At 68.2% G+C, this 14,722-nt stretch carries 10 protein-coding genes and 1 pseudogene; 9 read left to right on the top strand and 2 right to left on the bottom strand.

Annotated features, from left to right (window positions below; translation table 11 throughout):
* Positions 1 to 81 precede the first annotated feature (81 nt).
* The 6 genes from A9977_RS25155 (at position 82) to A9977_RS25180 (ending at position 7,731) form a co-directional block, all read left to right on the top strand.
* The gene (locus A9977_RS25155; protein WP_296781561.1) at positions 82 to 1,209 is read left to right on the top strand and encodes a TolC family protein; all 1,128 of its coding nucleotides are present in this window, start codon (positions 82 to 84) and stop codon (positions 1,207 to 1,209) included.
* The gene (locus A9977_RS25160) at positions 1,206 to 1,862 is read left to right on the top strand and encodes a hypothetical protein (RefSeq protein ID WP_051962159.1); all 657 of its coding nucleotides are present in this window, start codon (positions 1,206 to 1,208) and stop codon (positions 1,860 to 1,862) included. Before A9977_RS25155 ends, A9977_RS25160 begins: the two co-directional genes overlap by 4 nt.
* Positions 1,859 to 2,995 carry an efflux RND transporter periplasmic adaptor subunit gene (locus tag A9977_RS25165; RefSeq protein WP_043371960.1) on the top strand — a complete coding sequence of 379 codons (1,137 nt, stop codon included), beginning with the start codon at positions 1,859 to 1,861 and terminating at the stop codon, positions 2,993 to 2,995. Before A9977_RS25160 ends, A9977_RS25165 begins: the two co-directional genes overlap by 4 nt.
* 10 nt (positions 2,996 to 3,005) lie before the next feature.
* Positions 3,006 to 6,158, top strand: a complete 3,153-nt coding sequence (locus A9977_RS25170) for an efflux RND transporter permease subunit (protein ID WP_043371962.1) — start codon at positions 3,006 to 3,008, stop codon at positions 6,156 to 6,158.
* A gap of 96 nt (positions 6,159 to 6,254) precedes the next feature.
* The gene (locus A9977_RS25175; RefSeq protein WP_179954928.1) at positions 6,255 to 6,650 is read left to right on the top strand and encodes a hypothetical protein; all 396 of its coding nucleotides are present in this window, start codon (positions 6,255 to 6,257) and stop codon (positions 6,648 to 6,650) included.
* A gap of 25 nt (positions 6,651 to 6,675) precedes the next feature.
* Positions 6,676 to 7,731 carry a DMT family transporter gene (locus A9977_RS25180; protein WP_043371965.1) on the top strand — a complete coding sequence of 352 codons (1,056 nt, stop codon included), beginning with the start codon at positions 6,676 to 6,678 and terminating at the stop codon, positions 7,729 to 7,731.
* A 93-nt stretch (positions 7,732 to 7,824) separates the two neighbouring features.
* Here A9977_RS25180 and chrA read toward each other — a convergent pair whose 3' ends face one another.
* Together chrA and A9977_RS25190 are read right to left on the bottom strand one after the other, a co-directional pair.
* The gene (gene chrA / locus A9977_RS25185; RefSeq protein ID WP_043371967.1) at positions 7,825 to 9,195 is read right to left on the bottom strand and encodes a chromate efflux transporter; all 1,371 of its coding nucleotides are present in this window, start codon (positions 9,193 to 9,195) and stop codon (positions 7,825 to 7,827) included.
* Positions 9,192 to 10,127, bottom strand: a complete 936-nt coding sequence (locus tag A9977_RS25190; RefSeq protein WP_043371969.1) for a chromate resistance protein ChrB domain-containing protein — start codon at positions 10,125 to 10,127, stop codon at positions 9,192 to 9,194. The genes chrA and A9977_RS25190 overlap by 4 nt, the downstream gene beginning before the upstream one ends.
* A 408-nt stretch (positions 10,128 to 10,535) precedes the next feature.
* On the opposite strand from A9977_RS25190, the gene A9977_RS25195 reads away from it, so the two are divergent.
* From A9977_RS25195 to A9977_RS25205, 3 genes and pseudogenes are all read left to right on the top strand, one after another.
* A complete protein-coding gene (locus tag A9977_RS25195; RefSeq protein WP_043371971.1) occupies positions 10,536 to 10,928 on the top strand; it encodes a hypothetical protein in 393 nt (130 codons plus the stop codon).
* 776 nt (positions 10,929 to 11,704) lie between these two features.
* Positions 11,705 to 12,529: a DUF932 domain-containing protein gene (locus A9977_RS25200; RefSeq protein WP_043371975.1), complete on the top strand. Its 825-nt coding sequence runs from the start codon at positions 11,705 to 11,707 to the stop codon at positions 12,527 to 12,529.
* A 65-nt stretch (positions 12,530 to 12,594) separates the two neighbouring features.
* A pseudogene (locus tag A9977_RS25205) lies at positions 12,595 to 14,657 on the top strand (ParB N-terminal domain-containing protein).
* The last annotated feature ends 65 nt before the right edge of the window (positions 14,658 to 14,722 follow it).

The following is a 14,722-nucleotide window of genomic DNA, read 5'->3' on the forward strand; positions in this document are numbered from 1 at the left end:
TTGCCCGCCGCCGCGCAAACCCCTTCGCCAACTCTCCCAGCCCCTCCGGCTGACAACCTCCGAGTCACCCTGGCCGAAGCCGTGGAGGCCGCATGGCAGCGCGCCGTGCAGGCACGCGAAGTTCAGGCCCAGGGCCGGCGCGCCCAGGCCGAGCAGACCGCCGCCTCCAGCCTCTGGGCCGCGCCACCGGCGCTCGAACTCAACCACCGCAATGACCGCTGGCAAACCAACGTCGGGCGGCGCGAGAACGAGATCGGCGTCGCATTGCCGCTGTGGTTGCCTGGTCAGCGCGACGCACGTTCCGCTGCGGCTGGCGCCGAACTCCAGCTTGCCGATGCGCAAACCCAGGCCGCGCGCCTGCGGGTGGCGGGCCTGGTGCGCGAGGCGGCCTGGCGCTGGTCGGCGGCCCAGGCCGAAGCCGATGCGGCCGAAGCCCAGGTGCAATACCTGCAGCGCCTGTCCGACGACGTGCAGCGCCGTGTCCGCGCCGGCGACCTGGCGCGCGCCGATGCCCTGGCGGCGCGGGCCGAGCTGCTGGATGCCCAATCCCTGGCGGGCGAGGTGCGCCAGAAGCGCCAGGGTGCGCAGGCGCAGTGGCGCAATCTGACCGGCCTGGAGGCCATGCCGGAGATGGCACCTCCATCCACGCCATCGGCGGGACTCGACGTTGCGACCAGTGACGTGCACCCCGAACTGCGACTGGCCGCGCAGGCCGTGGAACGGGCGCGCAAGCGGGTGGGCGTGGTCAACACATCCCGGCGTGATCCGCCCGAGCTGCTGCTGCGCTACCGTGAAGAATCGCCGGGCACCGGCCAGACGACTCAGCGCAGCATCGGCATTGGCGTGCGCATCCCCTTTGGCACCGATGGCCGCAATGCGCCGCTGCAAGCCGCTGCCCTGGGCGAACTGGATGTCGCTGAAACCACCGAACTGCGACTGCGCGAGCGCCAGGAAGCCGACCTCGGCCTGGCCCGCTCGGCCATGCGCAACGCTGCCCGCCAACTCGAAGACGCCCGCGACCGCGCCGCGCTGCTGCGCGAGCGCACCCAGCTCATCGACAAATCGTTCCAGGCTGGAGAAACACCGCTGCCCGAGCTGCTGCGCGCAGCCAATGCCGCCGCACAGGCGGATGCCGCCCTGGCCCGCCAACAAGCGGCGCTGGGCCTGAGCCAGGCCCAACTGCAACAAACCCTCGGACTCCTTCCATGAATTCCCTATCCCTTTCCCGACGTGGCTCGTGGTCCGATGGCTGGCAGCAATGGCTGTCCGGCGCCGCGGTGGCCTTCCTGCTGATTCTTTCCAGCGCGGGTACCTGGGCTGCGCCCGGCGCCCATGGCCCCAATGGCGAACACCTGGACACTCCCACGGCGGCGGCAGGCAGCGCCAGCACCGCGCCGCGCATGGAGGCCCGCTCCGAGAGTTTCGAGCTGGTCGCCCACCTCCGGGGCGATGAGCTGTCGATGCTCATCAACCGCTTCGAGACCAACGAGCCGGTGCTCAAAGCCCAGGTCGAGGTTGAATCCGGCACGGCGAAGGCGACCGCCAAGTTCCACGAGGACATGGGCGACTACGCCGTCGATGACCCGGCTTTCCTCAAGGCGCTGAAGGCCCCGGGGTCGCATCCGCTGGTGGTCACGATCCTGGCCGGCGAGGAGTCGGACCTGCTGGAAGGGACGCTGCAAACAGGCCCGGCAACCACGGCCAGTGGCGATGACCACGGACATGCACACGATGGCGCTGGACACAGCGACGGGCACGGCATCTCCAACGTGGTTTGGGTCGTGCTCGTGATGCTGTTGTTGGCAGCGGCCAGCGCCTGGAGGACCCGCCGTTCCCGCAAAGCCCAAGGAGGCGCCCAATGAACACCCGTCTGATTTCTGTGTCGATTCTTGTGACGGCCATCCACATGCTGGCGGCTGGGAATGCCTGGTCGGCCCCTGGCGCGCATGGCCCCAACGGCGAACACCTCGATGCGCCGCAGGCTGTGAATGTCAACGGGCTGATGCGCCTGCCCGACGGCAGCGTCAACGTGCCGATGCTCGCGCAGCGGCGCATGGGCATCCGTACGCAGATCGTGGCCGCTTCGCAGGCACAGGCCACGGTGGAGCTGGCGGGCCGCGTGGTGATGGACCCGAATGCCGGTGGTCGCGTGCAGGCGGTGCATGGCGGCCGCGTCGAGGCCGGCCCACATGGCCTGCCCGTCGCCGGACAGGCAGTGCGAAAAGGCGAGGTGCTGGCCTATGTTCGCCACCATGCCGAACCCTATGCCCAGGCCAACCAGGAAGCGCAACTGGCCGAACTGCGCAGCAGCCGCCAGCTTGCCGCCCAGCGCGTTGAACGCCTGCAGTCGCTGGAAGGCACGGTGCCGCGCAAGGACATCGAGGCCGCGAAAGCCGAGTTGCAAAGCCTGTCCGCACGAGAAAAAAGCATTGGCGCCAGCCTGGGCGCACGCGAAGCACTGGTGGCCCCGGTCTCGGGCGTGATCGCCCGTGCGCAGGCGGTGGCCGGCCAGGTGGCCGATGACCGCGAACTGTTGTTCGAGATTGTCGATCCCTCCCGGCTGATGGTCGAGGCCTCGACCGCGGACGCGGCGCTGCCGGCCCGCATGGCCGGCGCTTCGCTGCGCGAGGCGCCCGGCGCACGCCTGCAACTGGTGGGTGCGGGTGGCGCGCTGCGCGACGGCGTGATGCCGGTCAACTTCCGCCTGCAAGCCGCTGGCGCAGGGCAAGCCCTGCCGCTCGCGGTGGGCCAGCCCGTGACGCTGATTGCCCAGCTTGCCGAGCGCATCGAAGGCTTCACGCTGCCCGCTCAGGCCGTGGTGCGCAATGCCGCCAACGAGCAGGTGGTGTGGATCAAGTCGGGCGCGGAGCGCTACATCCCGCAGCCGGTGCGCGTGCGCACGCTGGACGCGGCCACGGTGGTCGTGGTGCAAGGGCTGGGCGCGGACAACCGCGTCGTGGTCGAAGGCACCGCGCTGCTGGCGCAGATCCGCTGAGGAGCACGCCATGTTCAACTGGATCGTGCGCAGCAGCCTGCGCAATCGCCTGTTCGTGCTCGCCGTCGCGGCTTTTCTGCTGGTGTGGGGCGCCGTCAGCGCTTGGCGCACCCCCGTGGACGTGTTCCCCAACCTGGACAAGCCCCTGGTCACCGTGCTGACGGAGGCCGGCGGCATGGCGCCGCAGGAGGTGGAGCAGCTCGTCACCTTCCCGCTGGAGACCGCGCTCAACGGCATGCCGGGCGTCACCCGCGTGCGCTCGATGTCCGGCGTGGGCCTGTCCATCGTCTATGCCGAGTTCGACTGGGGCACCGACATCTACCGCAACCGTCAGCTCGTCGCCGAGCGCCTGGCGCTGGCGCGCGCGCAGTTGCCCGCCGGCATCGAGCCGTCGATGGGACCCGTGTCCTCGATCATGGGCGAGATCATGCTGATCGCGCTGCCGATCACCGCGCAGGCCCAGGACGGCGCTTCGCCCATGCAGGCGCGCGAGTACGCGGACTTCGTGCTGCGCCCGCGCCTGCTGTCCATTCCCGGTGTGTCGCAGGTGATTCCGATCGGCGGTGACGTGCGCACGCTGCGCGTCGCACCGGACACGGCGCGCATGGCGCAGTTCGGCGTCTCGCTCAACCAGGTGGAGCAGGCCATGAAGGGTTATGCCTCCAATGCGGGTGGCGGCTTCATCGACCTGAACGGGCGCGAGTACCTGATCCGCCACGTCGGCCGCACGGCCGACCGTGATGCGCTGGGCGGTGACCTGGCCGGCGTGGCCGTCGCCTGGAAGGACGGCCGCCCCGTGCTGCTGGAGCAGGTGGCGCAGGTCGGCTTCGCGCCGGGCCTCAAGCGCGGCGATGGCGGCTACAACGGCGGCCCCGCCGTGATCGCCAGCGTGCAGAAGCAGCCCGGCGCCGACACCGTGAAGCTCACCGCTGCCGTGGAGGCGGCGCTGCAGGAGCTGGTGCCCGGCCTGCCCAAAGGCCTGGCCCAGCCGCAGGTGCTATTCCGCCAAGCCGACTTCATCCGGGCCTCGGTGGGCAACGTGGGCGAGGCGCTGCGCGACGGCGCTGTGATGGTCGCGGTCATCCTGTTCGCTTTCCTGCTGTCGGCGCGCACCACGCTGATCTCGCTGCTGGCCATCCCGCTGTCGCTGGCGGTGGCGGCGCTGGCCTTCCGCGCCTTTGGCCTGTCGATCAACGTGATGACGCTGGGCGGGCTGGCCATCGCCATCGGCGAACTGGTGGACGACGCCGTGGTGGACGTGGAGAACATCCTGCGCCGCCTCAAGCAAAACCGCGCGGCGGACGATCCGCTGTCGGTGCTGGAGGTGGTGCGCCGCGCCAGCGTGGAGGTGCGCTCGGGCATCGTTTACGCCACGCTGGTCGTGGTGCTGGTGTTTGTGCCGCTGTTCGCGCTGCCGGGCATCGAGGGGCGCTTGTTCGCGCCGCTGGGCGTGGCCTACATCGTCTCCATCCTGGCCTCCATGCTGGTGTCGATGACGGTGACGCCGGTACTGGCCTACTACCTGCTGCCGCGCATGAAACGCATCGACCACGGCGACAGCCCGCTGGTCGCGTGGCTCAAGCGACTGGATACGAGGGTGCTGGCTTGGTCTTTCCCACGGGCGAGGGCGCTGGTGGCTTGCGCTGCCGTGGCGGTGCTGCTGGCTGGGGCCAGCGTGCCGTTCTTCCCGCGCGCTTTCCTGCCCGCGTTCAACGAGGGTTCGCTGGTTCTCGGGCTCGTGCTCTCTCCGGGCACCTCGCTGGAACAGGCCAACCGCATCGGCGCCGAGGCCGAGCGGCTGATCGCCGAGGTGCCCGAAGTGCGGCAGGTGGGCCGGCGCACCGGCCGCGCCGAGCTGGACGAGCATGCCGAGGGCGTGCATGCGGCCGAGATCGACGTGGACCTCAAGCCCTCGGCGCGCAGCCGCGAGGCCATCATGGCCCACATCCGCGAACGCCTGGCCCTGCTGCCCGCGCAGGCCACCATCGGCCAGCCGATCTCGCACCGCCTGGATCATTTGCTCTCGGGCGTGCGGGCGCAGATCGCGCTCAAGGTCTTCGGCGATGACACGGATGCGCTGCGGGGGCTGGCCGAGCAGTTGCGCGGCCGCCTGGCCGGCATTCCGGGCCTGGTGGACCTCACGGTAGAAAAGCAGGTGCTGATCCCGCAGATCACCGTGCGCATCGACCCGCGCAAGCTGGCGCAGACGGGCCTGGCGCCTGGCGAGGCGGTGCGGCTGCTGAAAGCGCTGACCGACGGTGCGCACAGCGCCGAGATCGTGGACGGCCCGCGCCGCTACGACCTGGTGCTGCGGCTGCCCGACCAGCGGCGCAGCCCGCAGGACCTGGCCGCCACGCTGATCGACACGCCAGCCGGGCGTCTGCCGGTCTCTGCCTTCGCCACGGTGGCGGAAGAAGACGGCCCCAACCAGATCGGCCGCGAGAACGGACGCCGGCGCATCGTGGTCTATGCCAACACCGATGGCCGCGACATGAGCGCCATCGTCGCGCAGATCCGCCAGGCCATCGGCGAGACACCGTTGCCGCCGGGCTACTTCATCAGCCTGGAGGGCCAGTTCCAGGCCCAGGAGCAGGCGGCGCAGTTGATCGGCGCGTTGTCGCTGGTCTCGCTGGCGATGATCTTCCTGGTGCTGTACGCGCGCTACCGCTCGGCGGTGCTGGCCGGCATCGTGATGGCCAACATCCCGTTGGCGCTGATCGGCAGCGTGGTGGCGATGTGGATCGCGGGCGTGAGCCTGTCTGTGGCCTCGATGGTGGGCTTCATCACCCTGGCGGGCATCGCCACGCGCAACGGCATCCTGAAGATCAGCCACTACATCAATCTGTGCAAGTTCGAGGGGGAGACCTTTGGCATGCCGATGATCGTGCGCGGCTCGCTGGAGCGGCTGACGCCGGTGCTGATGACGGCCTTGGTGGCCGCCTTTGCGCTGACGCCGCTGCTGCTGGCCGCCGATGCGCCCGGCAAGGAAATCCTGCACCCGGTGGCGGTGGTGATCTTCGGTGGGCTGGTCAGCTCGACCGTGCTGGATACGTTGCTCACGCCCGTGCTGTATTGGCTGCTGGGTCGCAAGCCCACCGAGCGGCTGCTGCAGGCGGAGCCGGAGGCCGCAGGCCAGGTGCCAGTGCCGCAGGAGGCGTACTGATGCGGGGTGACGCACACCCCGCCTGAATGCTGTTTCGACAAGGCTTTGCGGCGCCGCCTTTTTTGCAAGCGCGCTGCACCCTGAAAGGATGATCCGATGAACTTCAAACCTGCCTCCCTGCGCCTGCTGGCGGCTTCTGCCTTGTGCGCGGCTTCTCTGCTGGCTGCTCCCACTGTCTTCGCGCATGGCGATGCCAAGCCACAGCATGGCGGCATCGTGCGAACCGCCAGCGACCTGTCGTTCGAGCTGGTGGCCGCCGCCGATGGCGCGACGCTGTATGTCATCGACCACGGCAAGGACTACGACACCGCCGGCGTGAGTGGCAAGCTGACCGTGCTCAATGGTGCGGACAAGTCCGAGGCCGACCTCAAACCCGCCGGTGGCAACAAGCTGGAGGCCAAGGGCGTGAAGCTGGGCAAGGGTGCCAAGGCTGTGGCTGCGTTGCAGACCGCCGACAAGAAGACCGTGACCGTTCGCTTTACGGTCAAGTAACGCACCAAGGGTACGCTGGCGCACCATGAAACACGCTTCCATGCCTTGGCCCGCCCTGCGGGGCGGCCTGTTGGCCTTGCTGGCCGCAGCCCTGTTTGGCATCAGTACGCCGCTGGTGCAGCGCATCGGCGCGGGCGTGGGTGCGTTCTCGACGGCGGCGCTGCTTTACGCAGGCGCAGCCATCGTTGGCCTGCTCTCGCGTCAGCGGGTGGACAAGGAAGCGCGGCTGGTGCGCGGCGACTTTCCGCGCCTGCTGGCCATGGCCGCCTTTGGGGCGGTCCTGGGGCCGGTCGCGCTGGCCTGGGGTTTGCAGCACACCAGCGGCACAGGCGCTTCGCTGATGCTGACCCTCGAAGCCCTGTTCACCGCGTTGCTGGCACGGCTGCTGTATGGCGAGACCATGGACCGGCGTGTCTGGGCCGCCATGCTCCTGCTGCTGGCCGGAGGCCTGGCCCTGGTGCTCGATCAGGGGCGCGAGGGCGGCAGCCAGCTTTGGGGGTTGCTCGCCGTGCTCGTCGCCACGATGGCCTGGGGCACGGACAACACCTTGTCGCGCGCGCTGGCCGAGCGTGATCCCGGCCAGGTGGTGCTGGGCAAGGCCGTCCTGGGGACTTCGGCCACGGCCCTACTGGCCGTTTTGGCGGGGGATCCGTTGCCGACGCTGGGCGCGGCCCTGAGCCTGATGGCCGTGGGTGCCACGGGCTACGGCCTGAGCCTGCGCTTTTACCTGCTGGCCCAGCGGGCCTTCGGCGCGGCGCGCACGGGGTCGGTGTTTGCGTTTGCACCCTTCATCGGCGCCGCGATCGCCATGGCCCTGGGAGACCGCAGCGGCACGTGGATCATGGCGGTGGGGGGCCTGCTGATGGTGCTGGGGGTAGTGCTGCACCTGGCGGAGTCGCACGGACACGAGCATGCACATGAGCGGCTGGAACACGAGCACGCACACAGCCACGGCGACGGCCACCATGACCACGCGCACGATCCCATGCCTGTAGGCACGCACAGCCATGCCCACGTACACGAGCCGATGGTGCATGTGCACCCGCATGTGCCGGATGCGCACCATCGACACGAGCACTGACATTTGCTCAGAATGACCTTGAACGGGCTGGATCGAAATGCGAAAGCATGTCTCGGTGCACGCTCAAGCGCCCGTTTGGCCGCCACATAGGGCTCAAGCTACCAGCGGACGCGCCAAGGTGGCCGCGAGGCCGATCACTGCGCACGCACCCAGCAGTGGCATCACGCCCAGCTTGAAACGGAACAGGGCCACCGCGGCGCCCAGTGCGATCAGGGCCGAAAGCCAGTCGAATGCGCCGCTGAAGCCCTGAGGCCACAACACGTGGTACGCGAAGAACAACGCCAGGTTGAGGATCACGCCCACGACGGCCGCCGTGATCGCCGACAGCGGTGCGGTGAAGCCGAGTTTGCCGTGCGTGGCCTCGATGGCCGGGCCGCCCGCCAGGATGAAGACGAAGGACGGCAGGAAGGTGAAGAAGGTCACCACGGCAGCGGCCAGTGCGCCGCCGAGAAACAGCGCATCGGGGCCAAGCACCTGCTTGAGCCAGCCGCCGACGAAGCCGACGAAGGCCACCACCATGATCAGCGGCCCCGGGGTGGTCTCGCCCAAGGCCAGACCGTCGATCATCTGCGCGCCCGAGAGCCACTGGTGATGCTCCACCGCGCCCTGGTACACGTAGGGCAGCACCGCGTAGGCGCCGCCGAAGGTCATCAGTGCGGCCTTGGTGAAGAACCAGCCCATCTGGGTCAGCGTGCCCTGCAGCCCCTGTACCGCGACGAGCGTACCCATCGCGAGCGCCCACAGCCCCAACCCGGCGGCGAGAACCTTGGCCAGGTGGCTGCGCGAGAAGCGCGCGTGCGCCGGCGTCGGCGTGTCGTCGTCGATCAGGGCCGGGCCATAGCCTTGCTGGGCACCGCCATGGCCGCCGCCGAGTGCGAACACGCCCGGCGCCCAACGGGCACCGAAGTAGCCGATCAACGCGGCGGCCAGGACGATTGCCGGGAAGGGTGTGCCGAAAGCGAAGATCGCAACGAAGGCCAGCGCCGCGATGCCCCACATCCAGCCGTTCTTGAGCGCCCGGCTGCCGATGCGGTGCGCGGCATGCAGCACCAGCGCCGTGACGGCCGGCTTGATGCCGTAGAAGATGCCCGCCACCACCGGCACGTCGCCAAAGCGCAGGTAGATCCACGACAGCGCGATCAGGATGAACAGCGAGGGCAGCACGAACAGTGCGCCGGCCACGATGCCGCCCCAGGTGCGGTGCATCAGCCAGCCGATGTAGGTGGCGAGCTGCTGCGCCTCCGGGCCGGGCAGCAGCATGCAGTAGTTCAGCGCATGCAGGAAGCGCTTCTCGCTGATCCAGCGCCGCTGCTCCACCAGTTCGGTGTGCATGATCGCGATCTGCCCGGCCGGCCCGCCGAAGCTGATGAAGCCGAGCTTGAGCCAGAACCAGAAGGCCTCCCGAAAACTCACGGGCGCGGGCGCTGCATCTTGCTGCTGCGGGCGTTGGAGAACGGCACTCATGAAGAGGCTCCCGGCGCCGCGTAGAGCGCATCGAAGACCGCGGATGCGGCGAGGACCAGTCGATCGTCGTCGGCATGCACTTCGCGCAGGCCGTCGAGCACGGCTTCCAGCCCAGCCGCTTCGGCCACGGGAATGCCGCCGACGTCGAGGTAATGCACGGCCCCGGCGATGCGCTGCAGCTTCGGATCAGCGTCCAGGCCGAAGCTCGCGGCCATCACCTCGAAGGTCACGCGTGCGCCGACGTGGGTGAAGCGGGCGCCGTCGTAGTCGAAGCCGATGACGCCGCGCGGCGCCTTCCTGGCATCGCTCAGCCAGGTGAACTTGGCCTTGGGATCGATGAAGCGCCGGACCAGCCAGGCGCAGGCCAGCCGGTCCACCCAGGGCCTTGCCCGGGTCGCCCAGGCCTTGCCTTTGAACTTGGCGGGGTCGAGCCGCTCGATGCCATCGTCGGCGCGCGGCTGTGGCTCGCCCTTGGAGAAATGGTTGTCGAAAGCGCGCCGCAGCGCCAGGAGGTCCGAGTCGGCCTGCTGCGCGGCGGGGCCGGGGTAGTAGTCGATGCGTCGCAGCGTCTGCAGGGCATCCGCCACGCCGCGCAGGCGGCGCCGTGTCTCGGTTTCGCCCAGCTTCTCGAGTTCGGCCTGGAGCGCTGTGGCAGTGTCGCGCCATTGCGCGTAGGCCTCGGTCCGGTCGAACTGGGCCAGCACCTCGGCGCGTTGCGCCTCGTCGCGCGGCGACAGGATCAGGACAGAGGCCGTGCCGCCGTGCTCCCGGACCTCGGTGGCCAGGGACTCCAGCGCCGCCGCGTGTTTATCGGGCAGCAGGTAGGCGCCATCGCGCAGGGCGGCGCAGCCCAGCGCCTTGAGGGCGCGCCAGATGCGCAGGCGCACGGCGTTGGGCTGGGTGGGGAGCGTGACGATCAGGATGGACCACATCCAATGAATCATACGCTACAGATATTGAAATATTTATCTCTAAATTTTTGGTGTAGCTGAGTGATGGCTGGGGCACGGCAAACCGTTGATGGCGTCTCGGCGTACCGCCGTCGGGCTCGCGGGCTGCGCCCCGCGCCTCGTTCCGAGTCGCGGCCATTCGGCTTTGATCCCTGACGCCTCCGGCCCTCTCGGGCCTGCGCGCTTCGCTTGCCAAAGGCAGGCATGTGTAGGGGGCGGGGTGTGGGCGGTCTTGCTGTTCCCTTCACCGTATCACGGCGTTCTCGCCGTCAATGACTGCGCGTGCTTGCACGCTTGCGGCCTGGTGGCCGTCTTCGATCTTTGACCGCTTGCGCTGCGCCGTGCTGGCGACGGTTCCGGGCAATTCCGCCCGAGTAACCGGAGTTCATCATGAGCGACAAATCACACGTTTCCATCGAACAGCACATTTGCCTGGTCTGCGGCGCGGCCTTCGAGACGGGCAGCATCCTGTTGGACCGCCGCCTGCGCGCGAGCATGGAGCATCACACGAAGACGGGCTGGGGGCTGTGTCCCGAGCACCAGAAGCTGGCCGATGACGGCTTTGTCGCATTGGTCGAATGTGATCCGCAGCGCAGCGGCTCGCAGGCCGACGGGCGCATGAAGCCCGAGCAGGCGTACCGGACGGGGCGGCTGGCCCATCTGCGGCGCACAGTGTTCGCCCAGGTGTTCAATGTGCCGATCGCGGATGAGCAGGCCTGCGTGTTCGTGGAGCCTGGCGTGATCGACCACTTGCAGTCAATGACGGCGCCAGCGGCGAACTGATCTCGCCGTGCTGCCTTCGGTGCGTCATTCCTTCGGGAGCGACGCACTTTTTTTCTGCTACGCCTGGTGCCGGTGCCTTCGCGCCCCTGGCGAGGCGCTGCGCGCTTCGCTTGCCTCCAGGGGAAAGCCCTGCGGGCTATCCCCGCCGCGCAGGCTTGGCGCCCCTGAACACCGCCGACCCGGCTGCGCCGGATCGGCCAGACAGCAGCCGCATCAGGCCCACGATGCCTTGCGTGTGCTCGTCCTGATTCTGTCGTTCCTTCGTCTTTGAAGTCCGGGCGTCCCCGGCCACCTGGGAGATGGCCGGTCGCGCTGTCGTGCGCGTAGCGCATCGAGCCGCCTGCGGCATCTCGCCCCCTGACGGGCTTCCATCGTTCCCTCGCTCCGCTCGGCTGACGCCTCCGGCCCGGCTTCCAGCTTCGGGCCTGCGCGCTTCGCTTGCCGTGCGGTCGGCATGTAGAGGGCCGTTGCCATGTCCAGCCGTCTTCCCTGACCTCATCACCTTGTCCGCGACTGTAGCCCGCGCCCGTGTGCCGTCAAGGCGCGCAGGGCCGTGTCCTCGGCTGCGCCTGCGGGCCGCACCCACCCTGCGCTTGTCTCCTTGACGGCCCCCGTCCGCGCGCTCCTGACCGTCGCGGGCGATGAACTCAGGAAAGACGGTGGCAACAGGGCCAACCGGGTTCTTCGTGCCGACCGCACCGAACAGCCGAAAGGCTGGGCTCCGAATCTAGGAATCCGGTGTGCGGTTTCTTCAACAGCCAAGTCAGGAGAAAGACATGCTTGCAACCCGTTTCGCTTCCCACTCCCCAGCATTGCGCAGCGACTACCCGCTGTCCGATGACCAGATTCGTAGGGTGGCCCCGTCCATCTTCGCGGACGCGCCACATGAAAGCCGTTCCGAGCGGTACAGCTACATCCCCACCGCAGCCGTGCTGACCGAGCTGCGCAAGGAGGGGTTTCAGCCCTTCATGGTGACGCAGACCCGCGTGCGCGATGAAGGCAAGCGCGAACACACCAAACACATGATTCGCCTGCGCCACGCCAGCCAGATCAACGGCGCAGAGGCTAACGAAATCGTGCTGCTGAACTCGCACGACGGCACCAGCAGCTATCAGATGCTGGCCGGAATGTTCCGTTTCGTGTGCAGCAATGGCCTTGTTTGCGGCGACACCGTGGCGGACGTGCGCGTACCCCACAAAGGCGACGTGGCCGGTTCCGTTATCGAAGGCGCTTTCGAGGTGTTGAGCGGCTTCGAGCGCGTGAAGGAATCCCGCGACCTGATGCGCGGCATCACCTTGGACGATGGCGAATCCGAAGTGTTCGCCCGCGCCGCGCTTTCCCTCAAGTACGACGACCCGGACAAGCCCGCGCCCATCACCGAATCGCAAATCTTGATACCGCGCCGGTTCGACGACCGCCGTCCCGACCTGTGGAGCGTGTTCAACCGCACGCAGGAGAACTTGACCAAGGGCGGATTGCATGGCCGCAGCGCCAACGGACGCCGCCAGCGCACCCGCCCCGTGCAGGGCATTGATTCCGATGTGCGCCTCAATCGCGCCCTGTGGCTGCTGGCCGATGGCATGCGCCAGCTCAAGGCTTGAGCCGTTCCCCCGCCGGAGGGGCGGTTCCCCTCCATTCCTTTGTTTCACTTGACTGGAGATACACCATGAACGCCGTTACCCAAACCGAAGCCCGTGCCATCCAAGCCCCTGCGCTGGAAGCCGCCGACCCGACCAAGAACCTGATTCTGGTTCCGCTGTCGCGGCTGGTGCTGCGCCCCACGGGTCGCAATGTGCGCAAGACCCCGCACATGTCCATCCACGAACTGGCCGCGAGCATTCAGCGCGTGGGCTTGCTGCAAAATCTGATCGTGATTGCATCCGCCGATGGCGAGCATTACGAAGTCGTGGCCGGTGGCCGTCGCCTCGCAGCCCTCAAGCTGCTGGCGAAGAAACACCGCATCCCGAAGGAGTGGGCGGTGCCTTGCCTGCTGGTGGCCGATGGCACGGCCCGCACCGCCAGTCTCACCGAGAACGTGCAGCGCGAAGCCATGCACCCGGCAGACCAGTTTGAAGCCTTCGCGGCGCTGGTGGCCGAAGGCCGCCCCATCGAGGACATTGCGGCGGATTTCTCCGTCACGCCGCTGGTGGTGCAGCGCCGCTTGAAGCTGGCGAATGTTTCGCCGCGCTTGATGGCCGACTATCGGGCCGATGCCGTGAGCCTTGACCAGTTGATGGCGCTGTCCATCACCGACGACCACGCCGCGCAGGAAAGCGCCTTCTACGACGCGCCGACATGGCAGCGCGGCCCCTCCGCGCTGCGCGAACGCCTGACCGAGCGGGAAATCGACGCCTACCGGCATCCGCTGGTGCGCTTCGTCGGGCTGGACACCTACGAGGCCGCAGGCGGTGGCGTGCGCCGTGACCTGTTCGCGGAAGGCGATACGGGCGTGTATCTCGCCGACGCCGCGCTGTTGGAACGGCTGGCGCAAGACCGGCTGGCAGGCATCGCCGCCGCTGTCCGCGCCGAGGGTTGGGCATGGGTGGATGCCACGCCGGGCGTGACCCATACCGATCTGCACGCTTTTCAGCGTGCGCCGAGGGAACGGCGCGAGCCGAACAAGCGTGAGGCGCAGCGCATCGAAAAGCTGCAAGCCAAGATGCACGAACTGGCGAAGCGGTGGATGCCGCAATGGACGCCGAGGACGAGGACAAGGCAGACGCCTTGCAGGAGGAAGGAGAAGCCTTGGGCGAGCAGTTGCAGGCAATGGAAGATGGTTTGCAAGGGTATGCCCCGAGCGTGAAGGCCGCAGCCGGTGCCATCGTCACCATCGACCGCAACGGTGAGGCCGTGGTTCATCGTGGGCTGCTGCGCGAAGCGGAAGCGAAAGCACTTCGCACGCTGGAGAAGCTGCGCCAAGGTTTCGGCAGCGTGGAAGGCGAAGCCGAGAGCGGCAACGAAACTGAGGACGACGAGCAGCCCAAGACCGCCGCCATGTCCGATCGGCTGGCGCAGCGGTTGAGCGCCCACCGTACCGCCGCGCTGCAGATCGAAGTCGCCCGGCATCCGCAAACCGCGTTGGCTGCTGTGGTGCATAGCATGGTGCAGACCGTCTTGCAGGAACGCCACTACGGCCACGGCTTACCGCTGGGAGTAAGCCTGAAAGTGCAAGACCGGCTGGAAGGCATGGCCCCGGACTGGCCGGAATCCCCTGCGGCCGTGGCGCTGCGCGAACTGCAACAGGTGGTGGGCGAAGCCTTGCCGGAGGACAGCGCCGAACTGTTCGCCGCGCTGCTGGCGAAGCCGCAAGATGAACTGGTGCGGCTGCTGGCGGTATGCGTGGCCTCCACGGTGGACGTGGTAACGCTTCGCACCACGCAGCGCCAGCCCGGCGGGGAACTGGCGCAGGCCGTGGGCTTCGACATGGCCGCATGGTGGACGCCGACCGCAGAAGGCTACTTCAAGCACGTTTCCAAGGCCGTGATTCTGGATGCCGTGGGCGAGTACGCGCCGGAGCACGTCACCCGGCTGGCGAAGTTGAAGAAGGCCGACATTGCCAGCGAGGCCGAACGGCTGGCGGATGGCACGGGCTGGATGCCCGCCATCTTCAAGGCCGAAGGCCCGCAGCAGGCAGCGCAGGAAAGCGCGCAGGAAGAAGGCCCGGAGCAGGACGCCCCGCAGGATGCCGAGGCAATGGCGGATGAACCCGCCGTGGCGCTGGCCGCTTGACCCGCGCCGAAGGCAAGCGCCCCGGCTTCAACCGGGGCGCTTCGCAGGAAGGAGAAGCTCCATGA

Source organism: Variovorax sp. UMC13, from assembly GCF_014170375.1.
Classification (GTDB): Bacteria; Pseudomonadota; Gammaproteobacteria; order Burkholderiales; family Burkholderiaceae_C; genus Variovorax.